25 protein-coding genes are annotated in these 26,715 nt (G+C 64.5%); 13 read left to right on the top strand and 12 right to left on the bottom strand.

What is annotated here, in order from left to right; translation table 11 throughout:
- On the bottom strand, positions 1-863 hold an 863-nt coding region (locus tag XI06_RS23845), incomplete at its 3' end, for a DUF3280 domain-containing protein (protein ID WP_271606641.1).
- A 188-nt stretch (positions 864-1,051) separates the two neighbouring features.
- Here XI06_RS23845 and XI06_RS23840 point away from each other — a divergent pair.
- Entirely contained in the window at positions 1,052-2,437 is a 1,386-nt protein-coding gene (locus XI06_RS23840) for a sensor histidine kinase (RefSeq protein ID WP_271606640.1), read from the top strand.
- Positions 2,434-3,087 (top strand): response regulator, encoded by a 654-nt coding sequence (locus XI06_RS23835; RefSeq protein ID WP_237861544.1) that lies wholly within the window; start codon positions 2,434-2,436, stop codon positions 3,085-3,087. The genes XI06_RS23840 and XI06_RS23835 overlap by 4 nt, the downstream gene beginning before the upstream one ends.
- Positions 3,088-3,108: 21 nt before the next feature.
- Here the strand turns inward: XI06_RS23835 and XI06_RS23830 are convergent, their stop codons facing one another.
- A complete protein-coding gene (locus XI06_RS23830) occupies positions 3,109-4,092 on the bottom strand; it encodes a VOC family protein (protein WP_237861543.1) in 984 nt (327 codons plus the stop codon).
- A gap of 146 nt (positions 4,093-4,238) precedes the next feature.
- On the opposite strand from XI06_RS23830, the gene XI06_RS23825 reads away from it, so the two are divergent.
- The 4 genes from XI06_RS23825 to XI06_RS23810 all read left to right on the top strand — a co-directional run bounded on the left by XI06_RS23825 (position 4,239) and on the right by XI06_RS23810 (position 8,719).
- A complete protein-coding gene (locus XI06_RS23825) occupies positions 4,239-5,030 on the top strand; it encodes a DNA-binding transcriptional regulator (protein WP_237861542.1) in 792 nt (263 codons plus the stop codon).
- A 72-nt stretch (positions 5,031-5,102) separates the two neighbouring features.
- Positions 5,103-6,599, top strand: coding sequence for a bifunctional 3-(3-hydroxy-phenyl)propionate/3-hydroxycinnamic acid hydroxylase MhpA (gene mhpA / locus XI06_RS23820; RefSeq protein ID WP_271606639.1), 1,497 nt, complete (start codon positions 5,103-5,105; stop codon positions 6,597-6,599).
- 18 nt (positions 6,600-6,617) lie between these two features.
- The gene (locus XI06_RS23815; protein WP_237861540.1) at positions 6,618-7,469 is read left to right on the top strand and encodes a fumarylacetoacetate hydrolase family protein; all 852 of its coding nucleotides are present in this window, start codon (positions 6,618-6,620) and stop codon (positions 7,467-7,469) included.
- 41 nt (positions 7,470-7,510) lie between these two features.
- On the top strand, positions 7,511-8,719 hold the full coding sequence (locus XI06_RS23810; RefSeq protein ID WP_271606638.1) for an ABC transporter substrate-binding protein: 1,209 nt from the start codon (positions 7,511-7,513) through the stop codon (positions 8,717-8,719).
- Between the two features lie 3 nt (positions 8,720-8,722).
- Here XI06_RS23810 and XI06_RS23805 read toward each other — a convergent pair whose 3' ends face one another.
- The 3 genes from XI06_RS23805 to XI06_RS23795 all read right to left on the bottom strand — a co-directional run bounded on the left by XI06_RS23805 (position 8,723) and on the right by XI06_RS23795 (position 10,648).
- Positions 8,723-9,565 (bottom strand): hypothetical protein, encoded by an 843-nt coding sequence (locus tag XI06_RS23805; protein ID WP_271606645.1) that lies wholly within the window; start codon positions 9,563-9,565, stop codon positions 8,723-8,725.
- Between the two features lie 193 nt (positions 9,566-9,758).
- A complete protein-coding gene (locus XI06_RS23800) occupies positions 9,759-10,241 on the bottom strand; it encodes an SRPBCC family protein (RefSeq protein ID WP_237873301.1) in 483 nt (160 codons plus the stop codon).
- Positions 10,241-10,648, bottom strand: coding sequence for an ArsR/SmtB family transcription factor (locus XI06_RS23795; RefSeq protein ID WP_237873299.1), 408 nt, complete (start codon positions 10,646-10,648; stop codon positions 10,241-10,243). The genes XI06_RS23800 and XI06_RS23795 overlap by 1 nt, the downstream gene beginning before the upstream one ends.
- Before the next feature lie 167 nt (positions 10,649-10,815).
- Between XI06_RS23795 and XI06_RS23790 the strand changes: the two genes are divergently transcribed.
- Complete coding sequence (locus tag XI06_RS23790; RefSeq protein WP_442869470.1) at positions 10,816-12,003, top strand: serine hydrolase; 1,188 nt, start codon at positions 10,816-10,818, stop codon at positions 12,001-12,003.
- 61 nt (positions 12,004-12,064) lie between these two features.
- Here XI06_RS23790 and XI06_RS23785 read toward each other — a convergent pair whose 3' ends face one another.
- Entirely contained in the window at positions 12,065-12,898 is an 834-nt protein-coding gene (locus XI06_RS23785; protein WP_237861531.1) for an outer membrane protein, read from the bottom strand.
- 415 nt (positions 12,899-13,313) lie between these two features.
- Here XI06_RS23785 and XI06_RS23780 point away from each other — a divergent pair, with 415 nt between their 5' ends.
- Positions 13,314-14,246, top strand: a complete 933-nt coding sequence (locus tag XI06_RS23780) for a hypothetical protein (protein WP_237873293.1) — start codon at positions 13,314-13,316, stop codon at positions 14,244-14,246.
- Here the strand turns inward: XI06_RS23780 and XI06_RS23775 are convergent, their stop codons facing one another.
- Both XI06_RS23775 and XI06_RS23770 read right to left on the bottom strand, forming a co-directional pair.
- Positions 14,247-15,779: a class I SAM-dependent methyltransferase gene (locus XI06_RS23775; protein ID WP_237861529.1), complete on the bottom strand. Its 1,533-nt coding sequence runs from the start codon at positions 15,777-15,779 to the stop codon at positions 14,247-14,249.
- Between the two features lie 128 nt (positions 15,780-15,907).
- A complete protein-coding gene (locus tag XI06_RS23770) occupies positions 15,908-16,600 on the bottom strand; it encodes an SDR family oxidoreductase (RefSeq protein WP_271606637.1) in 693 nt (230 codons plus the stop codon).
- Between the two features lie 120 nt (positions 16,601-16,720).
- Between XI06_RS23770 and XI06_RS23765 the strand changes: the two genes are divergently transcribed.
- Both XI06_RS23765 and XI06_RS23760 read left to right on the top strand, forming a co-directional pair.
- The gene (locus XI06_RS23765) at positions 16,721-17,563 is read left to right on the top strand and encodes a GNAT family N-acetyltransferase (protein WP_271606636.1); all 843 of its coding nucleotides are present in this window, start codon (positions 16,721-16,723) and stop codon (positions 17,561-17,563) included.
- Positions 17,564-17,689: 126 nt separating this feature from the next.
- Complete coding sequence (locus XI06_RS23760; RefSeq protein WP_271606635.1) at positions 17,690-18,034, top strand: hypothetical protein; 345 nt, start codon at positions 17,690-17,692, stop codon at positions 18,032-18,034.
- A 24-nt stretch (positions 18,035-18,058) separates the two neighbouring features.
- On the opposite strand, the gene XI06_RS23755 is transcribed toward XI06_RS23760, so the two are convergent.
- Positions 18,059-18,523, bottom strand: a complete 465-nt coding sequence (locus XI06_RS23755) for a hypothetical protein (protein WP_237873288.1) — start codon at positions 18,521-18,523, stop codon at positions 18,059-18,061.
- A gap of 840 nt (positions 18,524-19,363) precedes the next feature.
- Here XI06_RS23755 and XI06_RS23750 point away from each other — a divergent pair.
- Complete coding sequence (locus XI06_RS23750) at positions 19,364-21,220, top strand: alkaline phosphatase family protein (protein ID WP_271606634.1); 1,857 nt, start codon at positions 19,364-19,366, stop codon at positions 21,218-21,220.
- A 40-nt stretch (positions 21,221-21,260) separates the two neighbouring features.
- Here XI06_RS23750 and XI06_RS23745 read toward each other — a convergent pair whose 3' ends face one another.
- Complete coding sequence (locus XI06_RS23745) at positions 21,261-21,857, bottom strand: hypothetical protein (protein ID WP_237861523.1); 597 nt, start codon at positions 21,855-21,857, stop codon at positions 21,261-21,263.
- 392 nt (positions 21,858-22,249) lie between these two features.
- On the opposite strand from XI06_RS23745, the gene XI06_RS23740 reads away from it, so the two are divergent.
- A complete protein-coding gene (locus tag XI06_RS23740; protein WP_237861522.1) occupies positions 22,250-22,909 on the top strand; it encodes a peroxiredoxin in 660 nt (219 codons plus the stop codon).
- 4 nt (positions 22,910-22,913) lie between these two features.
- Here XI06_RS23740 and XI06_RS23735 read toward each other — a convergent pair whose 3' ends face one another.
- Positions 22,914-23,309 (bottom strand): DUF2177 family protein, encoded by a 396-nt coding sequence (locus XI06_RS23735; RefSeq protein ID WP_237861521.1) that lies wholly within the window; start codon positions 23,307-23,309, stop codon positions 22,914-22,916.
- A 92-nt stretch (positions 23,310-23,401) separates the two neighbouring features.
- Positions 23,402-25,132, bottom strand: coding sequence for a methyl-accepting chemotaxis protein (locus tag XI06_RS23730; RefSeq protein ID WP_271606633.1), 1,731 nt, complete (start codon positions 25,130-25,132; stop codon positions 23,402-23,404).
- Between the two features lie 164 nt (positions 25,133-25,296).
- Between XI06_RS23730 and XI06_RS23725 the strand changes: the two genes are divergently transcribed.
- Entirely contained in the window at positions 25,297-26,688 is a 1,392-nt protein-coding gene (locus tag XI06_RS23725; RefSeq protein WP_271606643.1) for a cryptochrome/photolyase family protein, read from the top strand.
- Positions 26,689-26,715: the final 27 nt, after the last annotated feature.

The following is a 26,715-nucleotide window of genomic DNA, read 5'->3' as shown; positions in this document are numbered from 1 at the left end:
TGAGTCGCGACCAGCCTTTCGCTCACGAGCCGGACGGCGCCGCGCTTCCACGAATAGTCGGCGCCGAGGCGCAAGCCGCTGTCGCCGCGCGCCAGCACCGCACCGGTCCTGGTGTCACGGACCTGGAAGCCGAGCGTATATTCGGTGCGGCTGACCCGCCGCACCACGCCGATCAGCGACTGATCCGCACCGAGCTTTTGTGCGATCGCCGCCTCGCAGCCCTCACAGTCGCGGAGCGTATGCGCCTTCACCGCCTGTTCGTTCGCCGGCCCGACATCGACGAGGCGGTAGCGGCCGGATTGGCCCAGCGCCTCGCGCACGCTGCCGGTGACTTCCGCGAGGGTGGACGCATCCGATGTTGCAGACGCACCTACTGCTGCCGCTGTCGTATCCTCGAGCTCGAAATCAAACACCGCCAGCGCGACCGGTGCGGATGCGGCGAGCGCAGCCATGACCTCGCGGGAAACAAACATCTCGGCGCGGTCCCACGATTCGTCGTTGTCGCCGCGGAAGGTGTAGAGCTTGTCCATGACGACCTTTTTGGCGCCGACGTCGATCACTGCGACCTTGGCCCATTGCACCAGAGTGCTGGTCTTCTGGATGCCGCCGATCACCTTGAACGCCGCCCCCTCCTTCAAAGACGGCGCCAGCCGGTAGCGCGGGTCGGCAGCGATGTCGCGCCGGAGCGCGACCATGAACGCCTGCAGTCGCCGTTCATGGGCCGCGCTCTGGTCAACCGGCTCGGCCGAGGTATCGTTGTAGCTGAAATCGTCGAGCGCAATCGTGGTCTCGGCGGCGGCTCGGCCATTCAGGCCGGCCGTGAGAAGAACGAGAAGTGGCAGCAACGACAGGGTACGGCGCATCACGGGCCTCGCATGATCGAAAGACCGCTAGGCTAGACGGACGTTTCCAACCCCGCAGCCAGCGTGCTCCCGATCAGTTCCGGGAGAATTTCACGACGTTGCACTGCGGCAAGGGTGCCGCTTTCCGCAGCTGCCGTTCTGCCCTTTAATGCGCGGGCGACAATTCCGTTCGCGTCAGGTGCCCGCCCATGTGGAACCGCCCGAGATTCGATCTCAAGGTCCGCCTGACCTTGCGCGTGGCGGCCATATCGGCCGCCTGCTTCGCCGCGATATCGGCCTATTTCCTGATCACGGCCGACCGCGCCGCACATGCGCGCATCGACGACATCGCCGCCATCGTCGCGAAGACGTTGGAGCTGCAGCAAGGCAAGGTGCTCTGGACGGCGAGCCCGCGCGCGGACTTTCCCAACCTCGATCCTGTTTCGGCCTATGTGATGACGCCCGGCCTTTGTCTGGCGTTCCGCGGGCCGGCCGGCGAAATGATCCAGCGCTTCTGTAGCGGCGCGCCTGTCCCGGCCGACCTGCCGCCGCAGATATTCACGGCGTTCTACCATGGCCTGTTCGACCCCGGCCGCGAGGCGGCACGACCTGTGATCCTGCGCGGAACGAAGCTCGGCGAGGCCGTCGTGTCAGTCGACCCGGCCGTGCAGACGGCCGAGGCCTGGCACGAAGCCGGCCGCCTGATGCTCGCGCTTGCGATCGCGCTGCCGCTGTTGTGCGTGCTGGTCTATGCCGCGCTCGCCCGCGCGCTACGCCCCACCCACATGATCCGCGCCGGCCTCGAGCGGATTGCCGCCAATGACCTCACCGCACGCCTGCCACCCTTCGACCTCGCCGAGCTCTCGGCGGTGCGCGACGTCTTCAACCATCTCGCCGAAAGCCTCGACACGGCGCTCGCCGAGCGCGCCGAGTTGACTCGAAAGTTGATCGCGCTCCAGGACGAGGAGCGCCGACACCTCGCCCGCGAGCTGCACGACGAGTTCGGCCAGTCGCTCGCCGCGATCCGCGCCCTCGCCTCCTCCGCCCGCCAGACCGCGGCGCAGGAGTGTCCTTCCCTGCTCGGCGAATGCGACGGCATCGCGCGCACCGCATCGGGCATGATGGAGACACTGCGCGGCGCGCTGTTCCGGCTGCGTCCGCCTGACGTCGAGGAACTCGGCCTCGTCGCCAGCCTCGAGGGCCTCGTGGCGGGGTGGAACGGGCGTAGCCGCGGCGAGACGCGCTTTGCCATTCGTTTCGACGGCACCTTTGAGACGCTGCCAGCCACGATCAGCGCCAATCTCTACCGCATCGTGCAGGAAGCACTGACCAATGCCGCCAAGCATGCCAGCGCGACCAAGGTCAATCTCGAACTGACGATGCATCCCGACGAGATCGTGCTTGCCATCGATGACGACGGACGTTCGACCGATCCCGCGGCGAAATCCGGCATGGGCTTGCTCGGCATGCGCGAGCGCGTCGCGGCGCTGCGCGGCCGTTTGAGCTTTGAGGCCGGCCCTGCCGGCGGCACCGCACTGCGTGCCATCATTCCGCTCACGGCCGCTGGCCCGCAAGCGCTGGAGCACGCGGCATGACCGCGACCATATTGCTCGTCGACGACCATTCCGTGGTCCGCGAAGGCTATCGTTCCGTGCTCCAGAAGCAGCCGGGCCTGCGCGTCATCGCCGAGGCCGGCGACGGGGCCGAGGCCTATCGCCTGTTCAAGTCGGAGGCGCCCGATCTCGTCATCATGGATCTCAGCATGCCCGGCATCGGCGGCGTCGAGGCCGTCAGGCGCATCAGGCAATGGGACAAGGCGGCCAAGATCCTCGTCTTCACCATGCACGAGAATGCCGGCTTTGCCGTACAGGCGATCCGCGCCGGCGCGAGAGGCTACGTCACCAAGACCAGCCCGCCCGAGACGCTGGTGCGCGCCGTGATGGATGTGCTCGCCGGCAAGATCGCGATCAGCCCCGACATCGACCACGAGCTTGCGCTGAGCCGGATCAGCGGCGAGAGCTCGGCCGCCGATGTCCTCACGCCGCGCGAATTCGAGGTGTTACGGCTGCTGCTCGCCGAGAACACGACGGAGGAGATCGCCGAGACACTCCACGTCAGTCCGAAGACGGTCGCGAATCTGCATTCGCTGATCAAGGACAAGCTCGGCGTCGGCTCCGACATCGAGCTGGTCCGATTAGCGCTGCGCCAGGGGATTCTGACGGCGCCCGATCTCGGCGAGGCCTGAGCGAGGCCGGGAAACGGCCGATCATTCGCGCGCGACCACCTGATCCAACCAGGCGCAGTTCAGCGGCGGTACGCGCGGATCGGGAACGCGCACGCCCCGCGCGGCCGCATCCATCCGCATCTCGCGCAGGCGTTTGCGCTGCTCTTCCGGCATGTTGAGCCGCTCATGTCCCCATAGCGACGGACCATCAAAGGTCTCGTGCGGCTGCCAGGTCTGGGGATCGATGATGCGCCCGCCCCAGCCATATTCGATGAAGAAGCCGGATGGCGTGTTCACATAGAACGATGTCATGTGGTCGTTGGTGTGCCGGCCCAGCGTATAGACGACGCGGCCGTCTTCGAGCTGCGCGAGGTCGTAACCCTGCCCGACATCGTCGAGGCTGCCGAGCTCGACCATGAAGTGATGCAGCGCCTTGCGACCCGAGCCGACCATCGCAAAGGAGTGGTGGCGGCCATTGACGTGGAAGAAATAGAGGCCGTAGGGCTTCAGCCCGAAATCGGAGACATGGAAGCCGAGCACATCGCGATAGAACGGCAGCAGCGGTTCGACATCCTCGACATTGAGCACCACGTGTCCCATGCCGAGCGCACCGGTGCGGAAACCGGAGATCGGACGGCCCGGCTTGAACGGCTCACTCGCAAGCTCAGGCTTGCAGAAGGCCTCCAGCCGGTTGCCGGCGGGATCAGCGAATGTAATCAGCTCGGCGACATGCCGCTCGTCGGCGAGAGCGCGCGAGCCGCGCGAGACCTTGACGCCATGGCTTTCCAGCCGGCCCGCCAGGTGGTCCAGCTCCGCGGTCGAAGAAACCTCCCAACCCATCACCGCAAGGCCGGCATCGTTGCTGCCATCGACGATCAGGCGCTGCTTGCAATCGTCCATGCGGAAGGCGCGCGTCTTGCCACCACGGTCGACCTGCTGCATGCCGAGCAGGCCCGTCGCCATCTGGCCCCACTGATCGAGCTGCGACGAATTGATGCCGATATAGCCGAGCGCGGTGATTTCCATCGAATTCCTCCCGAGAGCATCGCCTTCGCCGCAGTGCGGCGAACTTGATACCGGTCGCGCGCGATCCTACGGTGCGTCACGCAATCGCTTCGCGTTTGCAAGGACGATAGTCGCGCCGTCGTGCGCCACAAGGGAGAAAACACCAAGTGTCCAAGGAGCGGACGCGGACCAGCCAGCCCAGGCAGTCGGAGGGCGTCCGCGCCTTCAAGCGCGGGCTGGACGTGCTGCAGGAGATCAACCGCTCCGGCGGCATTCGCGCCGGCGACGTCGCCCGCGCACTCGACCTGCCTCGCCCGACCGTCTATCGCCTGCTCGAAACGCTGGAGGAACTCGGCTATGTCGCCCGTAGCGCCAGCGACGACCGCTTTCGCGTCACCCGGCTCGCCCTGAGCCTTGGCGATGGCTACGACCCCGGCGTGGTGATCTGCCAGGCGGCAGCCCCTTATCTCGCCGAGCTCAGCAAGACCCTGGTCTGGCCGGTAGATCTCTCCACTTACGAGAACGCCGCGATGGTGGTGCAGGAGACCACGCATTCCCGCAGCCCGCTCTCGATCGACCGCGGCATGATCGGCAAGCGCCTGCCGATGCTGCGGACGTCTGCCGGCCGCGCCTATCTCGCCGCCTGCCCCGCGCGCGAGCGCGACCTCATTGTCAGCCATCTCCGCCGCATCGACGAAGCCGACGACCGTCCCTTCCTCGACCAGGGCCGGCTCGACCAGATGATCGCGGAGACGCAGGCGCGGGGATACGCAATTCGCAGCGAGGGCGAATACAATCCGAAGACGGCATCGATCGCCGTCCCGATCGTGCGGAACGGTGCGGTCTACGGCTGCATCTCCATCATCTGGATCCGCTCGGCGCTGAGCATCGAGGAAGCAACGGCGCAATTCGTCAGCCAGCTTCAGGAGACAGCTGCGGCCATTCCGGTCGAGGTCTAGGGGCCGTCCGCTGGGCGGACACTTCGGCCGACGCCGTTGAAGCGGTGGCAGCTGATGGGGAAGAGATACCCCATGCAAGATAAATCCGGACCTGACGAGTTTGACGTCGTGATTGTCGGCCGGGGCCCGGTCGGCGCCACGCTGGCCAATCTGCTCGGCCTTTGCGGCCTGCGTACGCTGGTACTGGAGCGCGAGGCGCGGACCTATCACCTGCCGCGCGCGGTGCATTTCGACGACGAATGCATGCGCGTGTTCCAGACCATTGGCCTTGCCGATGCGGTCCTGCCACACGTTATCCTCAGCCCAGGGATGCTGTTCCTCGATGCCGACGGGAAGATGCTGCTGGACTGGTCGCGGCCGCAGACGCTGACGCCGATGGGCTGGAATCTCAGCTATCGCTTCCACCAGCCCGATCTCGAGGACGTGCTGATCGCAGGCCTCGCCCGCTGGCCCCACGTCAGCTTGCGCAGCCGCTGCGACGTCTTCGCGCTAGATCAGGACGAGAACGGCGTGCGGGTCCGCTACGAGGACCTCTCCAACGGCCAGCTCAGCGAGGTCCGCGCCAGCTATGTCATCGGCTGCGACGGCGCGCGATCTCTGGTGCGCCGCTTCATCGGCTCCGGCATGGACGATCTCGGCTTTCACGAGCGGTGGCTGGTGATCGACGTCCTGCTCAAGCGCGAGCGCGACGATCTCGGCGACTACAGCCTTCAGCATTGCGATCCGCGCCGGCCGGCGACCTATGTCCGCGGCACCGGCTCGCGGAGGCGCTGGGAGATCACGGTTCTCCCCGACGAGGATTCGAACGACGTCGCGCAGCCTACAAAGGTCTGGGAACTGCTGTCGCGCTGGATCACGCCTGACGACGCCGAGCTCGAGCGCGCTGCGGTCTACACCTTTCATTCCATCATCGCGCAACAATGGCGGAACGGCCGGCTGCTGCTTGCGGGCGATTCCGCGCACCAGACCCCGCCCTTCCTCGGCCAAGGCATGTGCGCCGGCATCCGCGATGCCGCCAATCTTGCGTGGAAGCTGGCGAGCGTGATTCGCGGCGGCGCCGATGCCAGCCTGCTCGACACCTATCAAAGCGAACGCCAGCCGCATGTCCGCGAGTTCATCGAGCTCGCAATCCGCCTCGGCGGCGTCATCAACACCAAGGCGATCGAGGCCGGCCTCGCCGCCGGGCAGCCGCGCGAGAATGCGCCCGTAAAGCTCGAGGTGAAGAAGCCCCTGCTCGGTCCCGGGCTTGTGCTTGGCGATCTTCCCCTCGCCGGACATCTCGCCCCGCAGTTCACCCTGAAGGACGGCAGCCGCAGCGACGACCGGATCGGTTACAGCCACCTGCTGATCGTCGAGAGCGCCACGCGCTTCGCTCATCCACGGGCAGGAATCAACATCCTCACCAGCGACGATGCCGAAGGCATCGGCCCTTGGCTGCGCGAGCACGGCATCGCGGCCGCGCTCGTTCGTCCCGACCGCTACATCCGCGGCGCCGCCCGCAACGATGCCGAGCTCGACCGGCTCATTGCCACGATTGCGCCTCCCATCCATGTGCCGTCCGCGGCCTGACCGAACACAGGATATCCCATGAAGCTGCTCTCTTTCATCGCCAACGGCCGCGCCTCCTTTGGAGCCGTCAAGGACAATGGCGTGGTCGATCTCGGCACGCGCATGGCAGGATGCACCACCCTGCGGCAGTTGCTCGAAAGCGGCCGCGTTGCCGAAGCTGCAAAGCTGGTTGCGTCCACCGCGCCAGATCATCCGCTCGACGCGATCAGCTTCGCGCCTGTCATCCCCGATCCCGGCAAGATCATCTGCGTCGGCCTCAACTATCGCGACCACGTCGCCGAGACCGGCCGCACCGTCACCGAGAAGCCGGCGCTGTTCGTCCGTTTCCCGTGCAGCCAGGTCGGTCATCTCCAACCGATCGTGAAGCCAGGGGTCAGCGACGATTTCGACTACGAAGGCGAGCTTGCGCTCGTGATCGGCAAGGGCGGCCGGCACATCCGCGCGAGCCGTGCACTTGAATATGTCGCCGGCTATGCCTGCTATAACGAGGGCAGCATCCGCGATTGGCAGCGTCACACCAGCCAGTTCCTCTCCGGCAAGACCTTTGCGGAGAGCGGCAGCTTCGGTCCCTGGCTGGTGACGGCGGACGAGATTCCCGATCCGTCAAAACTCACACTTCAGACGCGCCTCAACGGCAGCGTGGTGCAGGACACGACGACGGACCTCCTGATCACAGGCATCCCCGAGTTGATCGCCTACATCTCGACGATCTGCCCGCTCGTTCCCGGCGACGTCATCGTGACAGGCACGCCAGGCGGCGTCGGCGCCAAGCGCACGCCGCCTTTGTGGATGCGGCCCGGCGACATCGTCGAGGTCGAAATCTCCGGCATCGGCATCTTGCGCAACAAGGTCATCGCCGAGGCGGCCTGACCACTGCGACCGATCCATCAACGATAAAATCAGGAAACCCCATGGCCACCATCCGCACCCGCTCCACTGCCATTCTGCTGATCACACTGGCGCTGGCAGGCGCCGCGCGCGCCGAGATCAAGGGCGACGCTGTCCGCATCGGCGTCCTCACCGACATGAACGGCATCTTCGCGACCGCGATGGGCCCGGGCTCGGTCGAGGCGGCGCGGATGGCGGCGGAGGAGTTCGGGGGCAAGATCAACGGCAAGCCGATCGAGATTTTGCAGGCCGATCATCAGAACAAGCCTGATCTCGCCGCCTCGCTCGCGCGAAAATGGTTCAGCGACGGCGTGCAGGCGATTGCCGATGGCGGCAGCTCGGGCGCGGCGCTCGCGGTCCAGGAGCTGGTGCGCGGCAACGGAAAGATCTTCCTGGTCTCCGGCGCGGGCGCCAACCAACTCACCGATGAGGCATGCGCGCCCTCGAGCGTGCAGTGGACCCAGGACGCCTATTCCACCGCGACCGCCGTCGTCTCCGGAGTCATGCAGACCAGCAAGGAGCCGTGGTTCTTCATCACCGGCGATTACGCGTTCGGCCACTCCATCGAGGCGACCGCGCGCGACCGTATCGCCGCACTCGGCGGTAAGGTCGCCGGCAGCGTCAAGGCGCAGCTCGGCACGCCCGATTACTCGTCGTTCCTGCTCCAGGCGCAGTCCTCGGGCGCCAAGATCCTGGCGATCAATGTCGCCGGCGACAATGCCACCGCGATCAAGCAGGCGGAGGAGTTCGGCCTCGCCGATCAAGGCATCAAGATCGTCCCGATGTCGTTCCAGAATGTCGACATCGAGGCGGTCGGCCTGAAGGCGACGCGCGGCGATCTCATCGTCACCTCGTTCTTCGAGGACGTCTCACCGGCAGCGCGAAAGTTCTCCGATGCGTTCTACGCACGCCGCAAGGCGATGCCTTCGCAGATCCAGGCCGGCGTGTACTCCGCCGTGCGCCACTATTTGCAAGCGGTGAAGGACACGGACTCGGACGACAGCGCCACCGTGATGGCGAAGATGAAGGGGACGCCGGTGTCGGATGCTTACACGCCCAATGGCCGCATCCGCGAGGACCAGCGCATGGTGCATGATCTGTATCTGGTGCAGGTCAAGACGCCAGCGGAATCCAAGGGCCCGTGGGATTTCGTCAAGCTGGTCGCGACCATTCCGCCCGATGAGGCTTTCCGCCCGCTCGACCGCAGCAAGTGCAGCCTGGTGGGGAAATAACCTTCAGGCCAAGTACCGCGTGAGATAGCCTTCCATGGCGTAGAGCGCGCAGAGCGCCAGGCTCGACCACACGGCGGCGCTGAAATACAGGAACATCCAGGTCAGCTCGCCCTTCCAGTGTGCGATGTCGTGGGTCACCACCCATCGCGTCGCGACATCATGCAGGCCTTCGAGGAAGCCGAGGAGCTTGTTGCCCTCTTCATGCCCTGCCCGCCAGCGGCTGAGATACATGGGAACGTCGACGGTGACGAGGAAGGCGAGGAAGCAGGCGATGCCGACGATGCCGGACATCAGCGCCCAGCGCACCACACCCTGGAATTCCGGCGTCAAGCGGCACAGCGCGATGCCGGCGAGGAAGAACGTCACCGCCCAGAGCGAGTTCTCGATCGCGTTGAAGAGGAAGTTGGTCGTCACCACCGCGTACCAGGAGAAGCACTCTGCGATGACAATGATCGGCACGATCACGAGCGCGATGTTCACCGCGGTCTGTGCGCCAGTCATCCGACCGAGCTGATGCAGGATGATCGCCCATTGCGCGGCGAAGCAGACTTCGGCCACGGTTGCCACCGTGCGCCCGACAAACACGCTCGACAGCCAGGTGTCGAAAAGGCAGATCCGCTGCACGTCGGCGCGCGGCAGCACCGAGCGGAAGGCACAGCCGAACACATAGGCCGCGCAGAGCAGGAACATCAATCCGATATCCGAGCCGCCGCCGACGCTGCTGGCGACGGTCGGATAGAACTCGCGGTACAGCATGAACCAGACGAGAATGTTCGCAGCGCTGACCAGCGTCAGGGACCCCCACCACCACGCCAGGGGATTTGACCGTGCCTGCCACTGCAACATGAACCGCTCCGTCGTAGTCATCTTGACATCCAACGGTAGCAATTCTGTCATAAACCTGAAGCGCGACGCGACAAAAATCTGCGTGACGCCACTGTCATAATTCGCCAGCGCGCTGTCATAATCGCGATGGCGTCCGCGCTTCTAGGCTTAATCCGGGGACGCCATATCGAAGGCGCCCCCGAATCACGCGGGGCTATTTCTTCAACCCACCGACATAGGCCGCGAGCTTGTCCAGCGTCTGGTAGCCGTATTCGACAGCGCCGAAGCCGATCATGCCGTCGCGCTGCTCGGTGCTCGCCGCCAGCTGTCGCATCATCAGCACGGTCTTGCCGTTGGCCTGCTCGGCGAATGTGATGGTGAAGCGGAACATGCCGGGATCATCGTCCTGATCGTCGCCGTGGTACATCTCCATGAAGGACGGCCGCTCGATGCGGAGGAAGCGCATGCGGTTCCCATAGATGGTGCCATCGGGACCGATCATGTTGAAACGCCAGACGCCGCCGACACGCACGTCGATCTCGAAGGTCTCGATCTTGAAGCCCTTCGGGCCGAACCATTGCGGCAGATGTTTTGGGTCGGACCACGCCTCGAACACCAGATCACGCGGCGCGTCGATCACGCGGGACATCACGATCTCGCGGTCCATCGACCATTGCGACAGGGCAGCGTTCGTCATTACTCAGTACCTTTCCGTTTGCTTGGCTTGTTGGTGGTCTTCTCGGTCGCTTTGGACGACTGCTTGGCAGCCGCCCTCTCCTTCTTGAGCTTCATGACGTAAGCCTCGAACCGGTCGAGCCGTGCCTCCCAGATCGCGCGCTGGTGCTGGAACCAGTCTTCCGCACCGACGAGCGCCTCGGGGCTGAGGCGGCAGGTTCGCACGCGGCCGGACTTCTCCGACTGCACGAGCCCGCTCAGCTCCAGCACGTGGACGTGCTTCATGAAACTCGGCAGGGCCATCTCGAACGGCTCGGCGAGCTCGCCGACCGAGGCCTCGCCGGCGCAAAGCCGCATCACGATCGCGCGCCGCGTCGGATCGGCGAGCGCTGCGAAGACCTGGTCGAGCTGGGATAATTGGTTAGCCATCAAGCTAACTATAGACACGCCGCGATCGCGGCGTCAATGATTGTTAGCCTATAAGCTAAGTTTTTTGTCCGGCGATATGGAACCCACAACGCGCAATCGTGAATTGGGACGCCGCCCTCGCCCGGCTAAACAGCAATGGGGGCGCACCGCAAGATCAGACCGAGCACGTGCCGCCTGTTGCCATCTCCCCGTACATCACAAGGCGATCCCTCGCCCGCGCCGCACTTGTTCCCCTGGCGGTCGCGCTGGCGAGGCCACGCCGCGCCTCGGCGGATTCCGACATGATCGCGCTGATGCGCGACATCGTCGCGGCCGAGCTCGCGCCCACCGCGACGCCGGATCATCCGGGCGGCCTCGCCGCTGCGCTCTATGCCGGCCGTCATGTCGAATTCTTCAGCTACGGCCTTGCCGACGAGGCCGCCAAGCGGCCCGTGACGCCGGACACGCTGTTCAACCTCGCCTCGCTGCGAAAGCCATTCGAGGCGACGCTGACGGCATCAGGCACGCTGCGCGGCGAACTGAAGCCCGACGATCCCGTGCCGAAATATCTGCCGGAGCTGAGCGGTGACTACATCCGCAACGTCACCGTCGGCGAGCTCGCCACGCACACATCAGGACTGTTGCTGCCGACCGATCACCCGCCCTGGCCGAACGATTCCTACTCGCAAGCGCAGTTCATCGCGATGCTCAACGCCTTCGTCCCGCCCGCGGGTGTGGCGCCGGGGAAGCAGCGCATCTACAGCCATGCCGGCTATGTCCTGCTTCAGCTCGTCCTCGAGCGCTGCTATCGCACGCCGATCGCAAGACTGATCGAGAGCCGGGTGCTCAAGCCGCTCGGCATGCGCGCAACGTCCGTTCCCGAACGCGGACCGGACAACCGCGCGATCATGGACGAGGCCACGATGCGGCGCGTCGTGCAGGGCTATTCCGACCAGGGCAGCGCGATCGGTCCGATCGGAGGCCAGCAAAGCTATTTCGACTTCCCCGGTACGGGCCAGATGTTCTCCTCCGCGCGCGATCTTGCGACCTTCGTCGCGGCCTGCGTCGACGGCCGCACGATCGACCCACGTCTCCGGGAAACGCTGCGGATGACGCAGCGCGAGTCCTTCCACGTCGACCAAAGATACGAGCAGGCGACCTTCGGGCAGGCCATGGCGTGGGAGACCGTCCACCTTCCCGATGTCACGATCGTCGACAAGCCGGGCGGCCTCAACAACGCATCGGGCTACGTCGGCCTCGTCCCGGCGCACCGGATCGGCATCGTGCTGCTCGCCAATCGCGGCGACTATCCGCACGAGATTGCCCGCTACAAGATCCTGCCTGCGCTGGCGAGGCTGGTGGCACACAGCGGCTGAGCCAAGAATAGAAAGCCCCGGCGAGGCCGGGGCTTTCCAGGTCATCATCAGAGTAGGATGCCTAGTACCGCGCGACGACCGGTCCACCGAATTTGTAGTTCACGCCGACCCGCACGATGTTCGACTTGATATCAACCGAGTGGGTGTAGACGTTGCTCGGGAAGGAAATGGCCGGCACGAAAGCTGCGAGATTGGTGCTCGTCGCGCTGGCACGGCCGAGGTCGACGTAAAGGTATTCGGCCTTCAACGACCAGCCGCCACCGAACGCATATTCGGTGCCGGCGCCGGCGGTCCATCCGACCCGCGTGTCGCGGATCGCGGCGGATTCGGTCGCCGCCGCGAACGTATCGGTGAAGTTGAAATTACCCTTCACCTCGGCGATTGCGGCACCGCCCGTGGCGTACAGCAACCAGGTCGGAGCGGCGAGGAAGCCGATGCGACCGCGGATAGTGGCGAGCCAGTCGGCCGAGACCTGCGACGAGACCGTGAAGGCCGTCGGCGCGCAGCACGGATAGACCGCGGAACCCGTCGCACCGCCCTTGAAGCCGAAATAGTTGATGTCGCCTTCCAGGCCGAGCACGGCGCGGCTGACCTGCCAGTTGTAGCCGGCAGTGAAACCACCGGTCACGCTGGAACTGTTGACGTTCTGGGCGCCAACCGCGGCGATGGCGGGGACGCTGCTGGCCGCGAAGTAGCCCGTCGGAGAAAACACGGTCGAAGTGGTCGGATCAGCACTGCCCCACTGCCCGCCGACATTGCCGCCGATGTAGAAGCCCGTCCAGTCATAGGCCGCCGCCATCATCGGCGCCTTGGTATAATGCGCTGCGAGATCAGCGGCCTGCACGGACGCGGCGCCCAACACAACCGACACGGCCGCCAGCAAAAGCTTTCTCATTCCAGTCTCCTTGCCCCACGCGATCAAAACGCGCGCTTTCCGAATGCACCGGCTTGGTGATTTCGGCATGGGCTAGGCATAGGCGGCACACCGCCCAGCGTCTTGGGCTGCAACGAAGTTCGCATGGACTGTGACGTAGCGTGCGGTCCGCTGCACGCGAAGTGTGACGAGTGTGCCTCAAACGCCACGACACGACGGCGCGCAACGCTGGATCCGTGTCGCGACAAGAGCAAACATGCCAGCACAGCCGGCGAATCTTCTGTTGACGAGCAACCCGACAACCTTCGCGAGTTCCATCGAGATGGGGCAGCGCCGCTTGCCTATTGCGTGTGAACCCTACGGTTGACTCGCGATGCCCGCTGCCTACACTCCGCGGATTGCTGCGATCAATTGCCGAGACATGGAGCTTAAGGCCATGGCCTCCGATTTTTTCCTCAAGTTCGACGGCTTCGACGAATTCCTCGCGCACAAGCTCGATCACGACTTCCTCAAATTCGGACATGATTTCGATCGCGTCGGCGATGCGCTCACGGATCTGTTCTCCGAGAATCTGAAGTTCGACGAGCACAAGGTCGCGATCGACTTCAAGCATGATGTCGAGCACGTCGCCTTCGACTTCATCAAGCTCGGCTTCGATACGCTGAAGCTCGACGACGTGCTGCACAAGTTCGACGACGTCATCCTGAAATACGCCGACCAGGCGCCCACGGTGAGCACGTTCGCCGAAACCGGCGGCGACGGCGGCGGGCTCAAGCTGTCCGACGATTTCATCAAGCTCGACACGGATTTTCAGGCCGCAAGCTTCGAGGCGATCAAGCTCGGGGTCGATACGCTCAAACTGCACGTATCGGGCGAAGGCGCCAATGACTCCTTCATCAAATGGGCCGGCGATCTCTCCGATTTCAGTGCCGGCCTGCACAAGGTCGGCGACGATTTCCAGAAGGTCGGCGAGGATTTCCTCAAGCTCGGCGATCTCAAGGGATCCGAGACGATCGACGAGGCCTTCATCAAGCTCGGCGGCGGCGCGCTGAAGGTCAGCGACGACCTGCACAAGGTCAGCGACGACTTCCTCAAGATCGCCACTGACATCACCGGCTCCCAGGACAATTTCGGCACCCTCAAGATCGACCAGATCGCGCTGAAGTTCGGCGATGATTTCCACAAGCTCGATGCGGATTTGCACAAGCTCAACACCGATGTCGGCGCGCTCGGGGATGACTACATCAAGCTGGCCGGTGCGCTGACGGGCCATGGCGGGAACCAGGGCGGCGGCACGACGACGACTTCCGTCGACAGCGACGCGCTGCATCAGTTGCTGCAACACGCGCACGATTTTTCGCTGCTGTAGCTAGGCTACTCCGAGGCGTCCGAGCAGCGGCAGGATTCGCGCGTCGATCACGGCGATCCTGCCTGATATCTCGGCGCGAACCTCGTCCGCGGAGAGCTTCTGGCCCTCCTTCTCAAAACGCTCGCCGCTGGCGGTGGCGAGGCTTGCCAGCAACGCGGCGGGGTCGGCGATGCCCTTGCGCCGCGCCTGCATATAGAGCTGCGTAAGCGGATCGACCCTGACCCCGCCGCCGGTGACGGGCGAGGCGAGATAACGCAGCTCCGACGTCTCCTTGGCGCGCGCCGTCACCGCCGCGTTGAACGCCTGCGTCGATGTCTGCCGCGCCGCCTCGTCCTCCAGCGGCAGCGCCGGCGCGAGGTGCCCCTGCCCAACCAGCACCTTGATGGCATCGGTGAGCGAGGCCCAGCCCATCGTCGTCTCCGGCAGACGTTCGACCACCTCGCGCAAGCTGAGCGGCCCTGCGGCAAATGCGTCGATCACGGGCTGGTAGATCTCGCTGCGCAGCTGGAAGCGGCCCAGCGGCGTATCGAAGGTCAGCTCGATATCGTCGCGCGGGCTCGTCAGCACGAAGCGCGTCGCCAGCCAGCGTTCCCGCGCCGCCATCGGCGCCATTGGCGTAAACCCCTTGGCGAAGATGTCTCGACGAAACTGGCGACCGATGATCATGTCGCGCGCGGTCTCAACGATCAAGGGATCGGCGAGATCGGCCAGCAGCGCCCGCTGGGCGTCCGTGAAGTTGACGCGATCGACATGATCGGTGAGATGGGCCGAGCCGAGAAAGGTCAGCTTCGCGTCGGCGAGCTCCTGGGCGAGATCGGCGAAGCTGAAAGCCTGCCAGTCGCGCGTCAGAAGCTCGTGCGCGAGATAGGACGCTGGCAATTTGCGCAGCCGTTCGAGCTGCACGGCGGCCTGCGGATACATGCGATAGAAATGCGCGCCGGCCTCCTTCAGCCCGTCGGCAAGCGCCAGCGCCTGGTCCAGTGCCCGTTTCGACGAGACCTGCGGCTGGGCGCCCTGCAACTGCACCATCAGCCGCCGCAGCGGCGCCATTCCAGCCCAGCCGGGCATCGCATCATATGAGACGTAGACGAGCCCGCCGGGCTTCAAACGCCGCCGGATCAGCGCGACGATCGCCTTGCGATGCTCCGCGCCGATCCAGCTATAGACGCCGTGGAGTGCAATAATATCGAACTCGGGCACCGAGGCATCCTCGGCAAGCTCGGCGAAATCGGCCTCACGAAAGACGATGTTCTCGAGCCCCGCGGCATCGGCCAGCGACCGCGCGCCCGCGATATGGGTCGGGTTGAAGTCGGCCGCGAACACTGTTGTATTGGGGTTGGCGGCTGCGACGATGGTGGCGGTCAGCCCCTGCCCGCAGCCGAGATCGCAATAATGAAGCGGCTCGCCACGTCCGCCGGGCGCCGCCACGCCCTTGGCGAGCGCGGCAAAGCTGAGCATAGCCGGCACCTGCACGCGGCAGAAATCGTGCACATAGGCCGTATCGATGACGTATCCGGATCCCCAATCGGCCATGCGACCCTCGCGAGGACATCCAACAACGCTGCGAAACCACGGTCGCACAAGTCGGCGGACGGCTCAAGCGAGGCCAAGCCTTGGACCAAATAAGCCTTGGACCAAATAAGCCTTGGACCAAACAAGCCCTAGACTGAGCGGGTCAGGCCGCCGTCAACGCGGATGTTCTGGCCGGTGAGATAGGCGGCGCCCTCGGACGCCAGGAACGAGACGGTCGCCGCGATCTCCTCGACCTTGCCGTAACGCTTCAGCGGCACGCTGTCGCGACGCGCATCCGTCTGCGGCAGGCTGTCGATCCAGCCGGGCAGCACGTTGTTCATGCGGATGTTGTCGGCCGCATGGGTGTCGGTGAAGATTTTCGTAAAGGCGGCAAGGCCCGCGCGGAACACCGCCGAGGTCGGAAACATCGCGCTCGGCTCGAACGCCCAGGCGGTCGAGATGTTGATGATCGCACCGCCCTTCTGCGACTGCATCACCGGGGTCACCAGCCGGGTCGGACGGATCACGTTGAGCAGATACGTATCGAGACCAATGTGCCACTGCTCGTCGGTGATTTCGGTGATCGCCGCGCGCGGGCCGTGGCCAGCGCTGTTGACGCGTCCCCATTTCGCCAGCGCCCCGTCGACGAGGCGTTTCAGATCATCATTGGACTTGTTGGAACCGGTCACGCCGAAGCCGCCGAGTTCGGTCGCGAGCGCCTCGCCCTTGCCGGAGGACGATAGGATCGCAACGTGAAAACCGTCGGCGGCAAGCCGCCGCGCGGCCCCCGCCCCCATGCCGCTTCCGCCTGCGGTGACGAGTGCGACCTTCTCTGCTGCCATGACCTGATATCCCTGTGATAGCGTAGAGGCGAGCCCAAGGTTCTCTGCTATGGCTCAGTCTGTCATCAGGCCTTCTACAGCCATCCTTGCCCGCAGGTCCATTGCCCGAGGCGCCACGACATGAGCGATATGCAGATCCGCAATCTGCGGCCGGAGGAGATCTCCATTGCGATCGACTGGGCCGCGTCCGAGGGCTGGAATCCCGGCCTGCGAGATGCCGCCTGCTTCGCGATCCCCGATGCAAAAGGCTTCTTCGTCGGCGAGATCGACGGCGAGCCGATCGCGTCAGTCTCCTGCGTCACCTATGACGAGCGCTTCGCCTTCCTCGGCTTCTACATCGTGCGCGCGGATTTCCGTGGCAGAGGCCACGGCCCGCGCATCTGGAACGCTGCGATCGCGCATGCGGGCGCGCGCGTGATCGGTCTCGACGGTGTCGTGGCGCAACAGGACAACTACAGAAAGTCCGGCTTCCAGCTGGCTTACGCCAATATCCGCTATGGCGGCATCGTTGCCGCGCCGCCAAGGCCGCCCGCCGAGATTGTTGCGCTCGACACGATCCCATTTGCGCTTGTGCAAGCCGACGACGCCACCGTCTTCCCTGCCCTGCGCCCGGCCTTCTTGCGCGCCTGGATCAACACGCCGGGACACGTTGGCCGCGCACTGCTGCGCGACAGCAAGCTTGCCGCGTGGGGCGTGATCCGTCCCTGCCGAACTGGCCGCAAAATCGGCCCGCTAGTAGCCGATGACCGCGCCGCGGCGGAGGCCGTATTGCAGGCTTTGCTGGCGAGCCCTGGTAGCAACGAGATTGTGCTCGACATCCCCGCGATGAACCGCGATGCTATCACGCTTGCGGAATCCCTCCGCCTGAAGCCGACATTTGAAACGGCGCGAATGTACACTGGACCGATCCCGTCACTGCGGCTTGGCCGCGTGTTCGGCGTAACCACCTTTGAATTGGGCTAGAATCGATTTTTTTAATTTAGGCACGTGCCGTCCTGGAATTTGTAATCTGGTTCACGTCGCCGCTCCGGCGCAACGTGTATTCGTGTTGCATCCGCCGATTTTGCCGGACAGCTCGAACGATATTTTTTGACCATCGATATTTCATGCGAGGATTTCATGATCGAAGCCAGAACCAAGGCCCGCTCTTCCCAGCACACGGCCGACGACACGCAGCGCCTGGGCATCGCGGCCGCGTTGGTGCTTGCTGTTGTGACGGCCCTCGGGGTTCACGCACTCGTCTCCGCGCCGGCGATCCGGGACGCCGCGCAGGCCGAGCTCGCACGCGTCATTGCCGATGAGGATCGCGATGTCTGCGGTCAGTTCGGGCTGCGCCCGGGAACGACCGCGTTTGTGGCTTGCAGCCGTGAGCTCGCCAATGTCAGGCAAAAACAGTCCGACCGCGACCAGGCGGCCGCGGCAGGCATTCTATAGCGAACCGCGAAATGCCTCGCGTGCTCAGTAGCAGCGCATGATGTTGACGGTGTGCTCACCGCCGCCGCGGCCGGGCACGGTGACCTGCTCGGTCGGACAGCTCGGCACATAGGGCCGGTCGGACGGCACGACGTTCGGCGGGAACCGATGCGCCCAGTCCCAGGGAACGTCGTAGGTGTAGGTGTAGCGAACGTCGTTGGTGACGGCCTGGCCGGCATTGGCGAACGGGTCGCTGTAGCCGGCTCCGTCGTCGGTGTAGAAAGCGCCGCCACCCGGCCAGTAAACCCAGGGATTGTTGAAGCGGTTGCCGCGACCGTGGAACCGCGCGCCCGGCGCGATCGGCGGACGCACTGCTGCCGACGGCGCGGCAGCGGTCACCATGCCGTGGGGCGCGGCGCCGCCCGGTCGTGCAAAGCTCTCGCTGGAGCTGAGGAGCAGCGCGGCTGCGCTGAGCGAGGCGAACAAGGCCCCATATGATCTGGACATCATGATACGCACCACACTCGTTTGGCTTCGCGATACTGCTCCCCATCGCAACGCTAGGCCGGTCCATCACCCGCCCGCAAACCTATAATTAATTATTGGTTAAGGCACGAGATTAACGGGGAACCCGGTGCGGAATCTTGCCTGGTTTTCAGCGGCTGTAGCCCGGGTGGAGTGTAGCGAAATCCGGGACCGCTGTGTCCATAGGGATGGAATCCCGGTTACGCTGCGCTCCAGATATGGCGTTGCCCGTCGGGCAAAGCACCCAAACATCGGGTCAATCCATCTGGTCAAAAATATTCCACTTACCGAAATTCGGAAATGGTGCATGTGTCGCGCAACCCGGCCCAAGGACGAGGGCGTATGCCGCTGTGCAGCCTCTTGTAGCGCATCCTTCGCACAGCGGACCGCGGGTGCCAGTCGGGCACCCGGTCTTCCCTGCGCCCTCTTTCAGCTAAGGGTGAAGCGACGAAGCATAGCTCGGGCGATATGGGCCGCGAGGATACGAAGGAGTGTCTGCGATGAAGATGCGGATTGAAAGAGCGACGCCGCCACCACACACTCCGTCATTGCGAGCGCAGCGAAGCAATCCAGAAATGTATCCGCGGAAAGACTGGATTGCTTCGCTGCGCTCGCAATGACGATGTCGAGAGAGATTTGCACCAAACTTGGCTCTCGTGTCCCGGAGTCGCCATCCCGTCGTGACGAATCCGTGGATGCCGCCTCGCCTCCCCGTCACTTCTGCATGCCGATCCGGTCTTGTAACATAACCGTCATACAGCAAAACTAAACGATTGCCGGGGGCCGCGGTCGGCGGCCAAGCCGCCTCACCGCCAGGAGATTTTGATGCGACGTTCACTGCTGCTGCTGTCAGCCGGACTGACACTATTGTCCAGCGGTTTTGCCTCCGCTGAGAACAACACGCCCCGCAACCTGATCCTGTTCATTCCCGACGGGCTACGCGCCCTGAAGATCAACCCCGAGACCGCGCCGGCCATGGCCGAGGTCCGCGACAAGGGCGTCAACTTCAAGAACTCGCATTCGCTGTTCCCGACCTTCACCATGGCCAACGGCTCGGCGATGTCGACCGGCCATTATCTCGGGGACACCGGCGTGTTCTCCAACACGATCTGGACCAACTACACGTCGGTACCCGCCGGCGACACCGTGGTCCCCTTCATCGAGAACGACGCCGTGCTCGGCGACATCGACGAGCATTTCAAAGGCGACTATCTCAGCGAAGAGACTGTCTTGAAGATGGCCCGCGACAAGGGCCTCAGCACCGCGGCGATCGGCAAGGTCGGCCCGACCTACCAGTTCGACCACACTGACCATCCCGAGAAGGCCGGCCAGCATTCGGTCGTGTTCGACGATTCCACCGGCGGCAAGAACGGCGTGGCGCTGTCGGACGAGGTCAAGGACGCCCTGACCAAGGCCGGCCTTCCCCTCGCCGCGCCGTCGCGCGGCGACAACGCAAAGGCGGGCGACGCCAAGACGCCTGGCACCACGGTCGCCAACGTCGCGCAGCAGGCCTATTTCGCCGACGTCGCCACCAAGGTGGTGCTGCCGATGTTCAAGGCGCGCAACAAGCCGTTCGTGCTGGTGTTCTGGTCGCGCGATCCTGATGGCACCCAGCACAATCAGGGCGACAGCCTCAACCAGATCATGCCTGGTATCAACGGCCCGAGCACGATGGCGAGCATCAAGAACGTCGACAACAACCTCGCCCAGATCCGCAAGGCGCTGGACGAGCTCGGGCTCGCCGCGAGCACCAACATCATGATCCAGGCCGACCACGGCTTCTCGACCATCTCCAAGGAGAGCAAGACCAGTCCCTCGGCCAAGGTCAGCTATGACGACACGCCGAAGGACTTCCTGCCGATGGGCTTCGTCGCCCTCGATCTGGCCAAGGCACTCGACCTGCCCCTGTTCGATCCCAACGACAAGAACGCCGCCGTCACCGGCAACGCTCATCCGAAGGCCGGCAACGGCGTGCTCGGCAAGGATCCGACCAAGCCCGATCTCGTCGTCGCCACCAATGGCGGCTCGGACCTGATCTATCTGCCCAGCAAGGACAAGAAGCTGGCGGCGAAAACCATCAAAGCCCTGCTCGAGCAGGACTACGTCTCCGGCCTGTTCGTCGACGACTACCTCGGCCGCTTCCCCGGCACGCTGCCGCTGTCGCGTATCAATTTGCGCGGCAACGCGGCGACGCCGACGCCGGCGATCGTGGTCAACTTCCGCTCCTATGCCAGCGAATGCGGCGAGGCGCCGACCAATTGCTCGGTGCAGGTGGCCGACACCGTGCTGCGCCAGGGCCAGGGCATGCATGGCAGCTTCAGCCGCGGCGACACCTATAACTTCATGGCCGCGATCGGTCCGGACTTCAAAGCCGGCTATGTCGACGAGCTGCCGGTCAGCAATGCCGACGTCGGCATGACCGCCGCCCGGCTCCTCGGCCTGCGCGGTTCGCACAATGGCGGCCTGGTCGGTCGCGTGATGTCGGAGGCGCTGCCCAACGGCGTCGTGCCGAAGGCATTCAAAGGCGTCGAGCGGTCAAAGAGGAAGTCCGAGAATGGTCTGGAGACCGTGCTCGACGTCCAGCGCGTCGGCAGCCAGCGTTATTTCGACGCCGCCGGATTCCCCGGCCGCACGCTGGGCCTCGAGCCGAAGAGCGGCAAACAAAAAACGGCGGGGAAATAACCCCGCCGCTTGTTCTCGCGCCTCGCAAGGGGCGCGGAAACTACATGCCGATGTCGAACACGTTCGGCAGTTGGCCCGCCAGAGGCAGCGCGGTGGCGCCCAGGAAGGTCGCCACCATCGCCATCAGGCGACGGTTGTTCTGGCGCTTGCCGCGCATCTGGCCGGCGATCCACTCCAGCATCTCGCTCTTGACCTTGGAGGCATAGGACGGCGCCCAGCTCTCGATGTCGGTGCCCTGCGCCAGCGCGACGCTGCGCGGCGGCACCTTCAGGCCCGAGGCGCTCGCGGCATAATGGGCGACGGCCTTGGCCAGCAAATCGTCGAACCGGCCGCCGTCGGCACGTTCGGTCGCGGCCTCGTTGATTTCGAACAGCGCCTCGGCTTCGGCGCGGCTGACCGGCTGGTCGTTGACGGCAGCGGCCGTCAGGATCCGGGCGCACCAGGCGGTGTCATCGGCATCGATGGAGCGGGAAAAGTGCACCCTGCCCTTGGTGGTCGGGCCTTCGCCCGTGATCACGCCGTCGCGTACGATGGTGAGGGCATGGGCCGCGGTATCGCGGCAGGACGGTTCGAGGGACGGCGACTCAACGGACTTTTCGGCGGCCTTTTCAAAGGACTTGGGCAGTGCGGCAGACATAGTTCACTTCCAGACTTCTTCTGATCGACCAGCATTTTCATGCCGGCGTAAAGGGGTGGTTAATGATTCGATGCGGGGATCGCGACTTTTCTCAATGGTTGCCGATTAGTCGCTGCGAGGACCGTTTCGGTTCCGGAGAGCGTCGGGCGGGCGTGATGCGGGTCATAAAAGGCATTATCGGGGCAATCGAGACCGTGAAGCCCCTGTGGGGTTGTTTCGCCGCAGGCGCCGCCGTAACAAAATTGTGCTGAGAAATCAGCCCTTCAGAGGAGGAATTCACATTTTACTTCAAGCAGTTCAGTTGCCGTTCACTTGACGTCGCCAAGCCCCTATACTGGGTACGACGGCCAGACAATAATTCCCAAGCAAATTCAATGCGATGAGGTCAAACCATGACACTTCCGATCGGCACCACCGCCCCTGACTTCGAAGCCGAGACCACTGAAGGGAAGATCAAGTTCCACGACTGGATCGGCAACAGCTGGGCCCTGCTGTTCTCGCATCCCAAGGACTTCACGCCGGTTTGCACGACCGAGCTCGGCGCTCTCGCCAGGTTGAAGCCGGAGTTCGACAAGCGCGGCGTCAAGCTGATGGGCCTCTCGGTTGATCCGGTCGACCGCCACGCGAAGTGGTCGGAGGACATCAAGGAGACGCAAGGCGCGGCTCCGAACTACCCGATGATCGGCGACACCGATTACAACGTCTCGAAACTGTATGGCATGCTGCCGGCTGCGATCTCGGGCGATCCCCTCACCCGTACCGCCGCCGACAACCAGACCGTCCGCAACGTCTTCATCATCGGGCCAGACAAGAAGATCAAGCTGGTGCTGGTCTATCCAATGACCACCGGCCGGAACTTCCAGGAAATCCTGCGCGTGATCGACTCGCTCCAGCTCACCGCCAAGCATCGCGTGGCAACACCTTCCGACTGGAAGCAGGGCGAGGACGTCATCATCGCGGGCTCGGTTTCCAACGACGAGGCCAAGACGATCTATCCGCAGGGCTGGAAGGAACCGAAGCCCTACATCCGCATCGTGCCGCAGCCCAAATAAGAGCTTAACCGGTCATACGATCCGCCATCAACAGACCCGCGGTCGACGAGACCGCGGTCACCACCGCGCCCCAACCGATGTCGACGAACGCGACCGGCCAGCTCCAATGCTTGAGCAGCGCCAGCGCGGTGAGATCGAACGTCGCATAGCAAAACAGCCCGAACAGCGCGCCATAGAGCAGCGTCGACTGCCATGTCACGCCGGCTGAGCCGCTGACGAAGATCAGAACGCCGACGACATAGATAAGGTAGAATAGCACGGCGGGCACCGGCCTCAGATCACCGAGCATGTCGCCAACCTGCGCGGTGAAAAAGCCCTTGGCGATCAGCCCGAGGAAAAGGAAATCCAGCCCGGTCAGGACGACAAGGGTTGCGACATAAAGCACGGCGATGCGGTTCACTGGCGGCCTCCCTGCCCGCGAAGCGCAGGCAGTCACATCATGCCGTCAGCTACGTCACGGCGGGCCGATGGTTTCAGCCCGCCATTCCCTGATCAAGCCGCTTGCACGCGGTCGAGGAAGCTGTCGACCTCGGCCTTCAGGTTCAGGCTCTCGCCCGACAATGCCTGTGCGGAGGCAAACATCCGGCTCGAGGTCTCGCCGGTCTCGCTCGCGCCCTCGGACGCGTGACGGACATTGACCGCCACGTCGGCGGTGCCCGAAGCCGCGGCGCGAACGCTGGCCGCGATATTATGGGTGGCGCTGCGCTGCTGCTCGACCGCAGCCGAGATCGAGCCCGCGATACCGCTGATGCGCTCGATGGTCTCGGTGATCGCCTTGATGGCAGTAACCGACTCCTCGGTCGCAAGCTGCATGCTCGCGATCTGGGTCGAGATCTCGTCGGTCGCCTTCGCGGTCTGGCCGGCGAGCGTCTTGACCTCCTGGGCCACCACCGCAAAGCCGCGGCCCGCATCGCCCGCGCGCGCGGCCTCGATGGTCGCGTTCAGAGCCAACAAATTGGTCTGCTCGGCGATCGAGGTGATCAGCTTGACGACGTCGCCGATGCGCGCGCCCGCTTCCGAGAGCTGTGCGATGCGCTGGTCGGTGGCCTCGGCCTGGTGCACCGCCTCGGCGGAGATCGCGTTGGATTCCTGCACTCTCTTGGTGATCTCGGAGATCGAGTGCGACAGTTCGTCGGAGGCCGATGCCGCTGCACGGACGTGATCAGAGGCCTGCTCGGATGCGCCGGCCGATTTCGCCGACAATTCAGCGGTGGAGCGCGCGGTATCGGTCAATTGTCGCGCCACGCGCTCGAACTCGCCGGAGGAACGCAGAACTTTGTCGAGGATGCCGCCGACACCGCTGCGGAATTCAGCGACGAAGTTGCGAAGGTCCGCCTTGCGCTGCTCGGCTGCCGCTGCCGTGGCTTCCGCCTGTTCGCTGCGCAGCCGCGCCCGCTCCAGTGAATTGTTCTTGAACACAGCAACGGTGCGCGCGATCTCGCCGATCTCGTCGGCGCGGTCCTCACAATCGATCGCGACATCGCTCTTGCCATTGGCGAGTGCCGTCAGCGAGCGGGTGACCGAGGTCAGCGGCCCGGTGACGCGGCGCACGACCAGCATGGTGAGCACCAGGACCAGCAGCGCCGCGATACCCGCCGCGATCGCCATGCTCGCGATTGCATGAGACAGCATTGTCTCGTACTGGGCCATGGGGATGCCGACATAGAGAATGCCGACGATTTTGCCAGTCGCATCCGCAATCGGGAAATAAGCGGTCATGAAGGACTTGCCGAACAGCGTGGCCGGCCCCTTATAAGCCTCGCCACGGCGCAGGCCTGCTTGTGCCGGATGGTCGGCGGCAAGCTGGGTGCCGACGGCACGGTCGCCGTTCTCCTTCTTCACATTGGTCGAGCGGCGGACGAACTGCCCGCTCGCATCGTCGAACACGAACAGGGTCGCATTGCCCCCGACATAGGACACCGCACGATCGACGATGGCGTGATCTTTGAACTCAGGCATCTTGGCGATTTCGGCGCGCGCCACCGCGCCATCGCGCATCGTGATCTTCGCGTCAGGAACGACCTCGGCGAAGGCCAGCGCAAGCGTGCGCAGGCTGACCTCGATGTCGCGCAGTGCGCGATCGTTGAAGGCTGAGGTGAGAGACCAGTAGCCGGCGCCGACCACCAATGCGGTATTCATCGCAATCAGCAGGACGGCACACAAGACGGCCTTGGTACCCAGCTTGAACTGCGGCACGAACTTCGCCGTTAACGAGTTGGTCATGAATGGAACTACCCCCGGAATTCCTGCATAATCATGCAATTCGCTTACGACCCCATTAACGCTGGTTCACAGCACCGGCATGCTTTCCAAGATGTAAACGAGGACGCGCCCTGCCCCCGCCAAGCCCCCCGCCGGTCATCGTCTGGTTCCGCGACGACCTTCGCCTGTCCGACCATCCCGCGTTACACGCCGCCGCCAAATCAGGCGCGCCTGTGATTTGCCTTTATGTGCTCGACGAAGCGGCCGGACGGGCCCCTGGCGGCGCTGCGCGCTGGTGGCTGGCCCGGTCGCTGCGCGCGCTCGGTGCCGACATCGCAGCGCGCGGCGGATCGCTGGTTTTACGCAAGGGATCGGCAGCCCGCGTCATCCCCGAAGTGGCGCGGGAGACGGGCGCGGGTGCCGTCTATTGGAATGAGATCGCTCAGGCCCCGCATCAATTGGTCGAGAAACAGCTCGAAGCAGCGGTGGCAAAGCTCGGCGTGGACTCGCAAAGTTTTCCGGGCGACCTGCTGGTCCAGCCCTCGGCGATCCGCAACAAGGAAGGCCGCGGCTTGCGCGTGTTCACGCCGTTCTGGCGACGGGTGCTGTCGCTCGGCGACCCACCCAAGCCGCTGCCCGCCCCGAAGGAGCTGCGCCCGGGTCCGAAGATCGCGAGCGACAGACTGGAGAACTGGAAGCTCGAGCCGACCAAGCCCGACTGGGCCGGCGGCCTGCGCGAGACCTGGACGCCGGGCGAGGCATCAGCCCGGACGCGCCTGCGCGACTTCCTCAAGCACACCGCGCGGACTTACGTCGGCGAACGCGACCGCCCTGATCGCGAAGGCACCTCAGGCCTGTCGCCGCATTTGCGGTTCGGCGAGATCAGCCCGCGCCAGGTATTTCATGCCGCGCGCTTTGCCGCCGAGGAGAATCCGGCGATCGCATCCGGCACCGAAAAGTTCCTGAGCGAGCTCGGCTGGCGCGAATTCTGCCGCCACCTGCTCCACGACCATCCAAATCTCGCCACCGAGAACCTGCAGACCAACTTCGACGACTTCCCCTGGAAGGCCGACAAGAAGGCGCTCGCCGCCTGGCAGCGCGGCCGCACCGGCTATCCCATCGTCGATGCCGGCCTGCGCGAGCTCTGGCACTCCGGTGTAATGCACAACCGGGTCCGGATGGTAGTCGCATCGTTCCTGGTCAAGCACCTGCTGATCGATTGGCGCGATGGCGAAGCTTGGTTCTGGGACACGCTGGTCGATGCGGACGCCGGTAGCAATCCGGCCAATTGGCAATGGGTCGCCGGCTGCGGCGCGGACGCCGCACCTTATTTCCGCGTGTTTAACCCAGTGCTCCAGGGCGAGAAGTTCGATCCTGAGGGAACCTATGTCCGGCGCTGGGTGCCGGAGCTGAAGGACATGCCGGCTAAGCTGATCCATCAGCCGTGGCAGGCGACACCGATTGAACTTGCGAGCGCAGGCATCACGCTCGGAAAGACCTATCCGCATCCGCTCATCGATCACGTCAAGGGACGCGAGCGCGCGCTCGCCGCTTACGCAAAGATCCGCAAAGGTTGAACGTTGCTTTGACACAATTATGAAACC

Origin of the sequence: Bradyrhizobium sp. CCBAU 11434, from assembly GCF_028128895.1 — a bacterium.
Lineage (GTDB): Bacteria > Pseudomonadota > Alphaproteobacteria > Rhizobiales > Xanthobacteraceae > Bradyrhizobium > Bradyrhizobium zhengyangense.
Note: the sequence above shows the minus strand (reverse complement) of the source record. Positions and strands in the feature narration are given on the sequence as shown.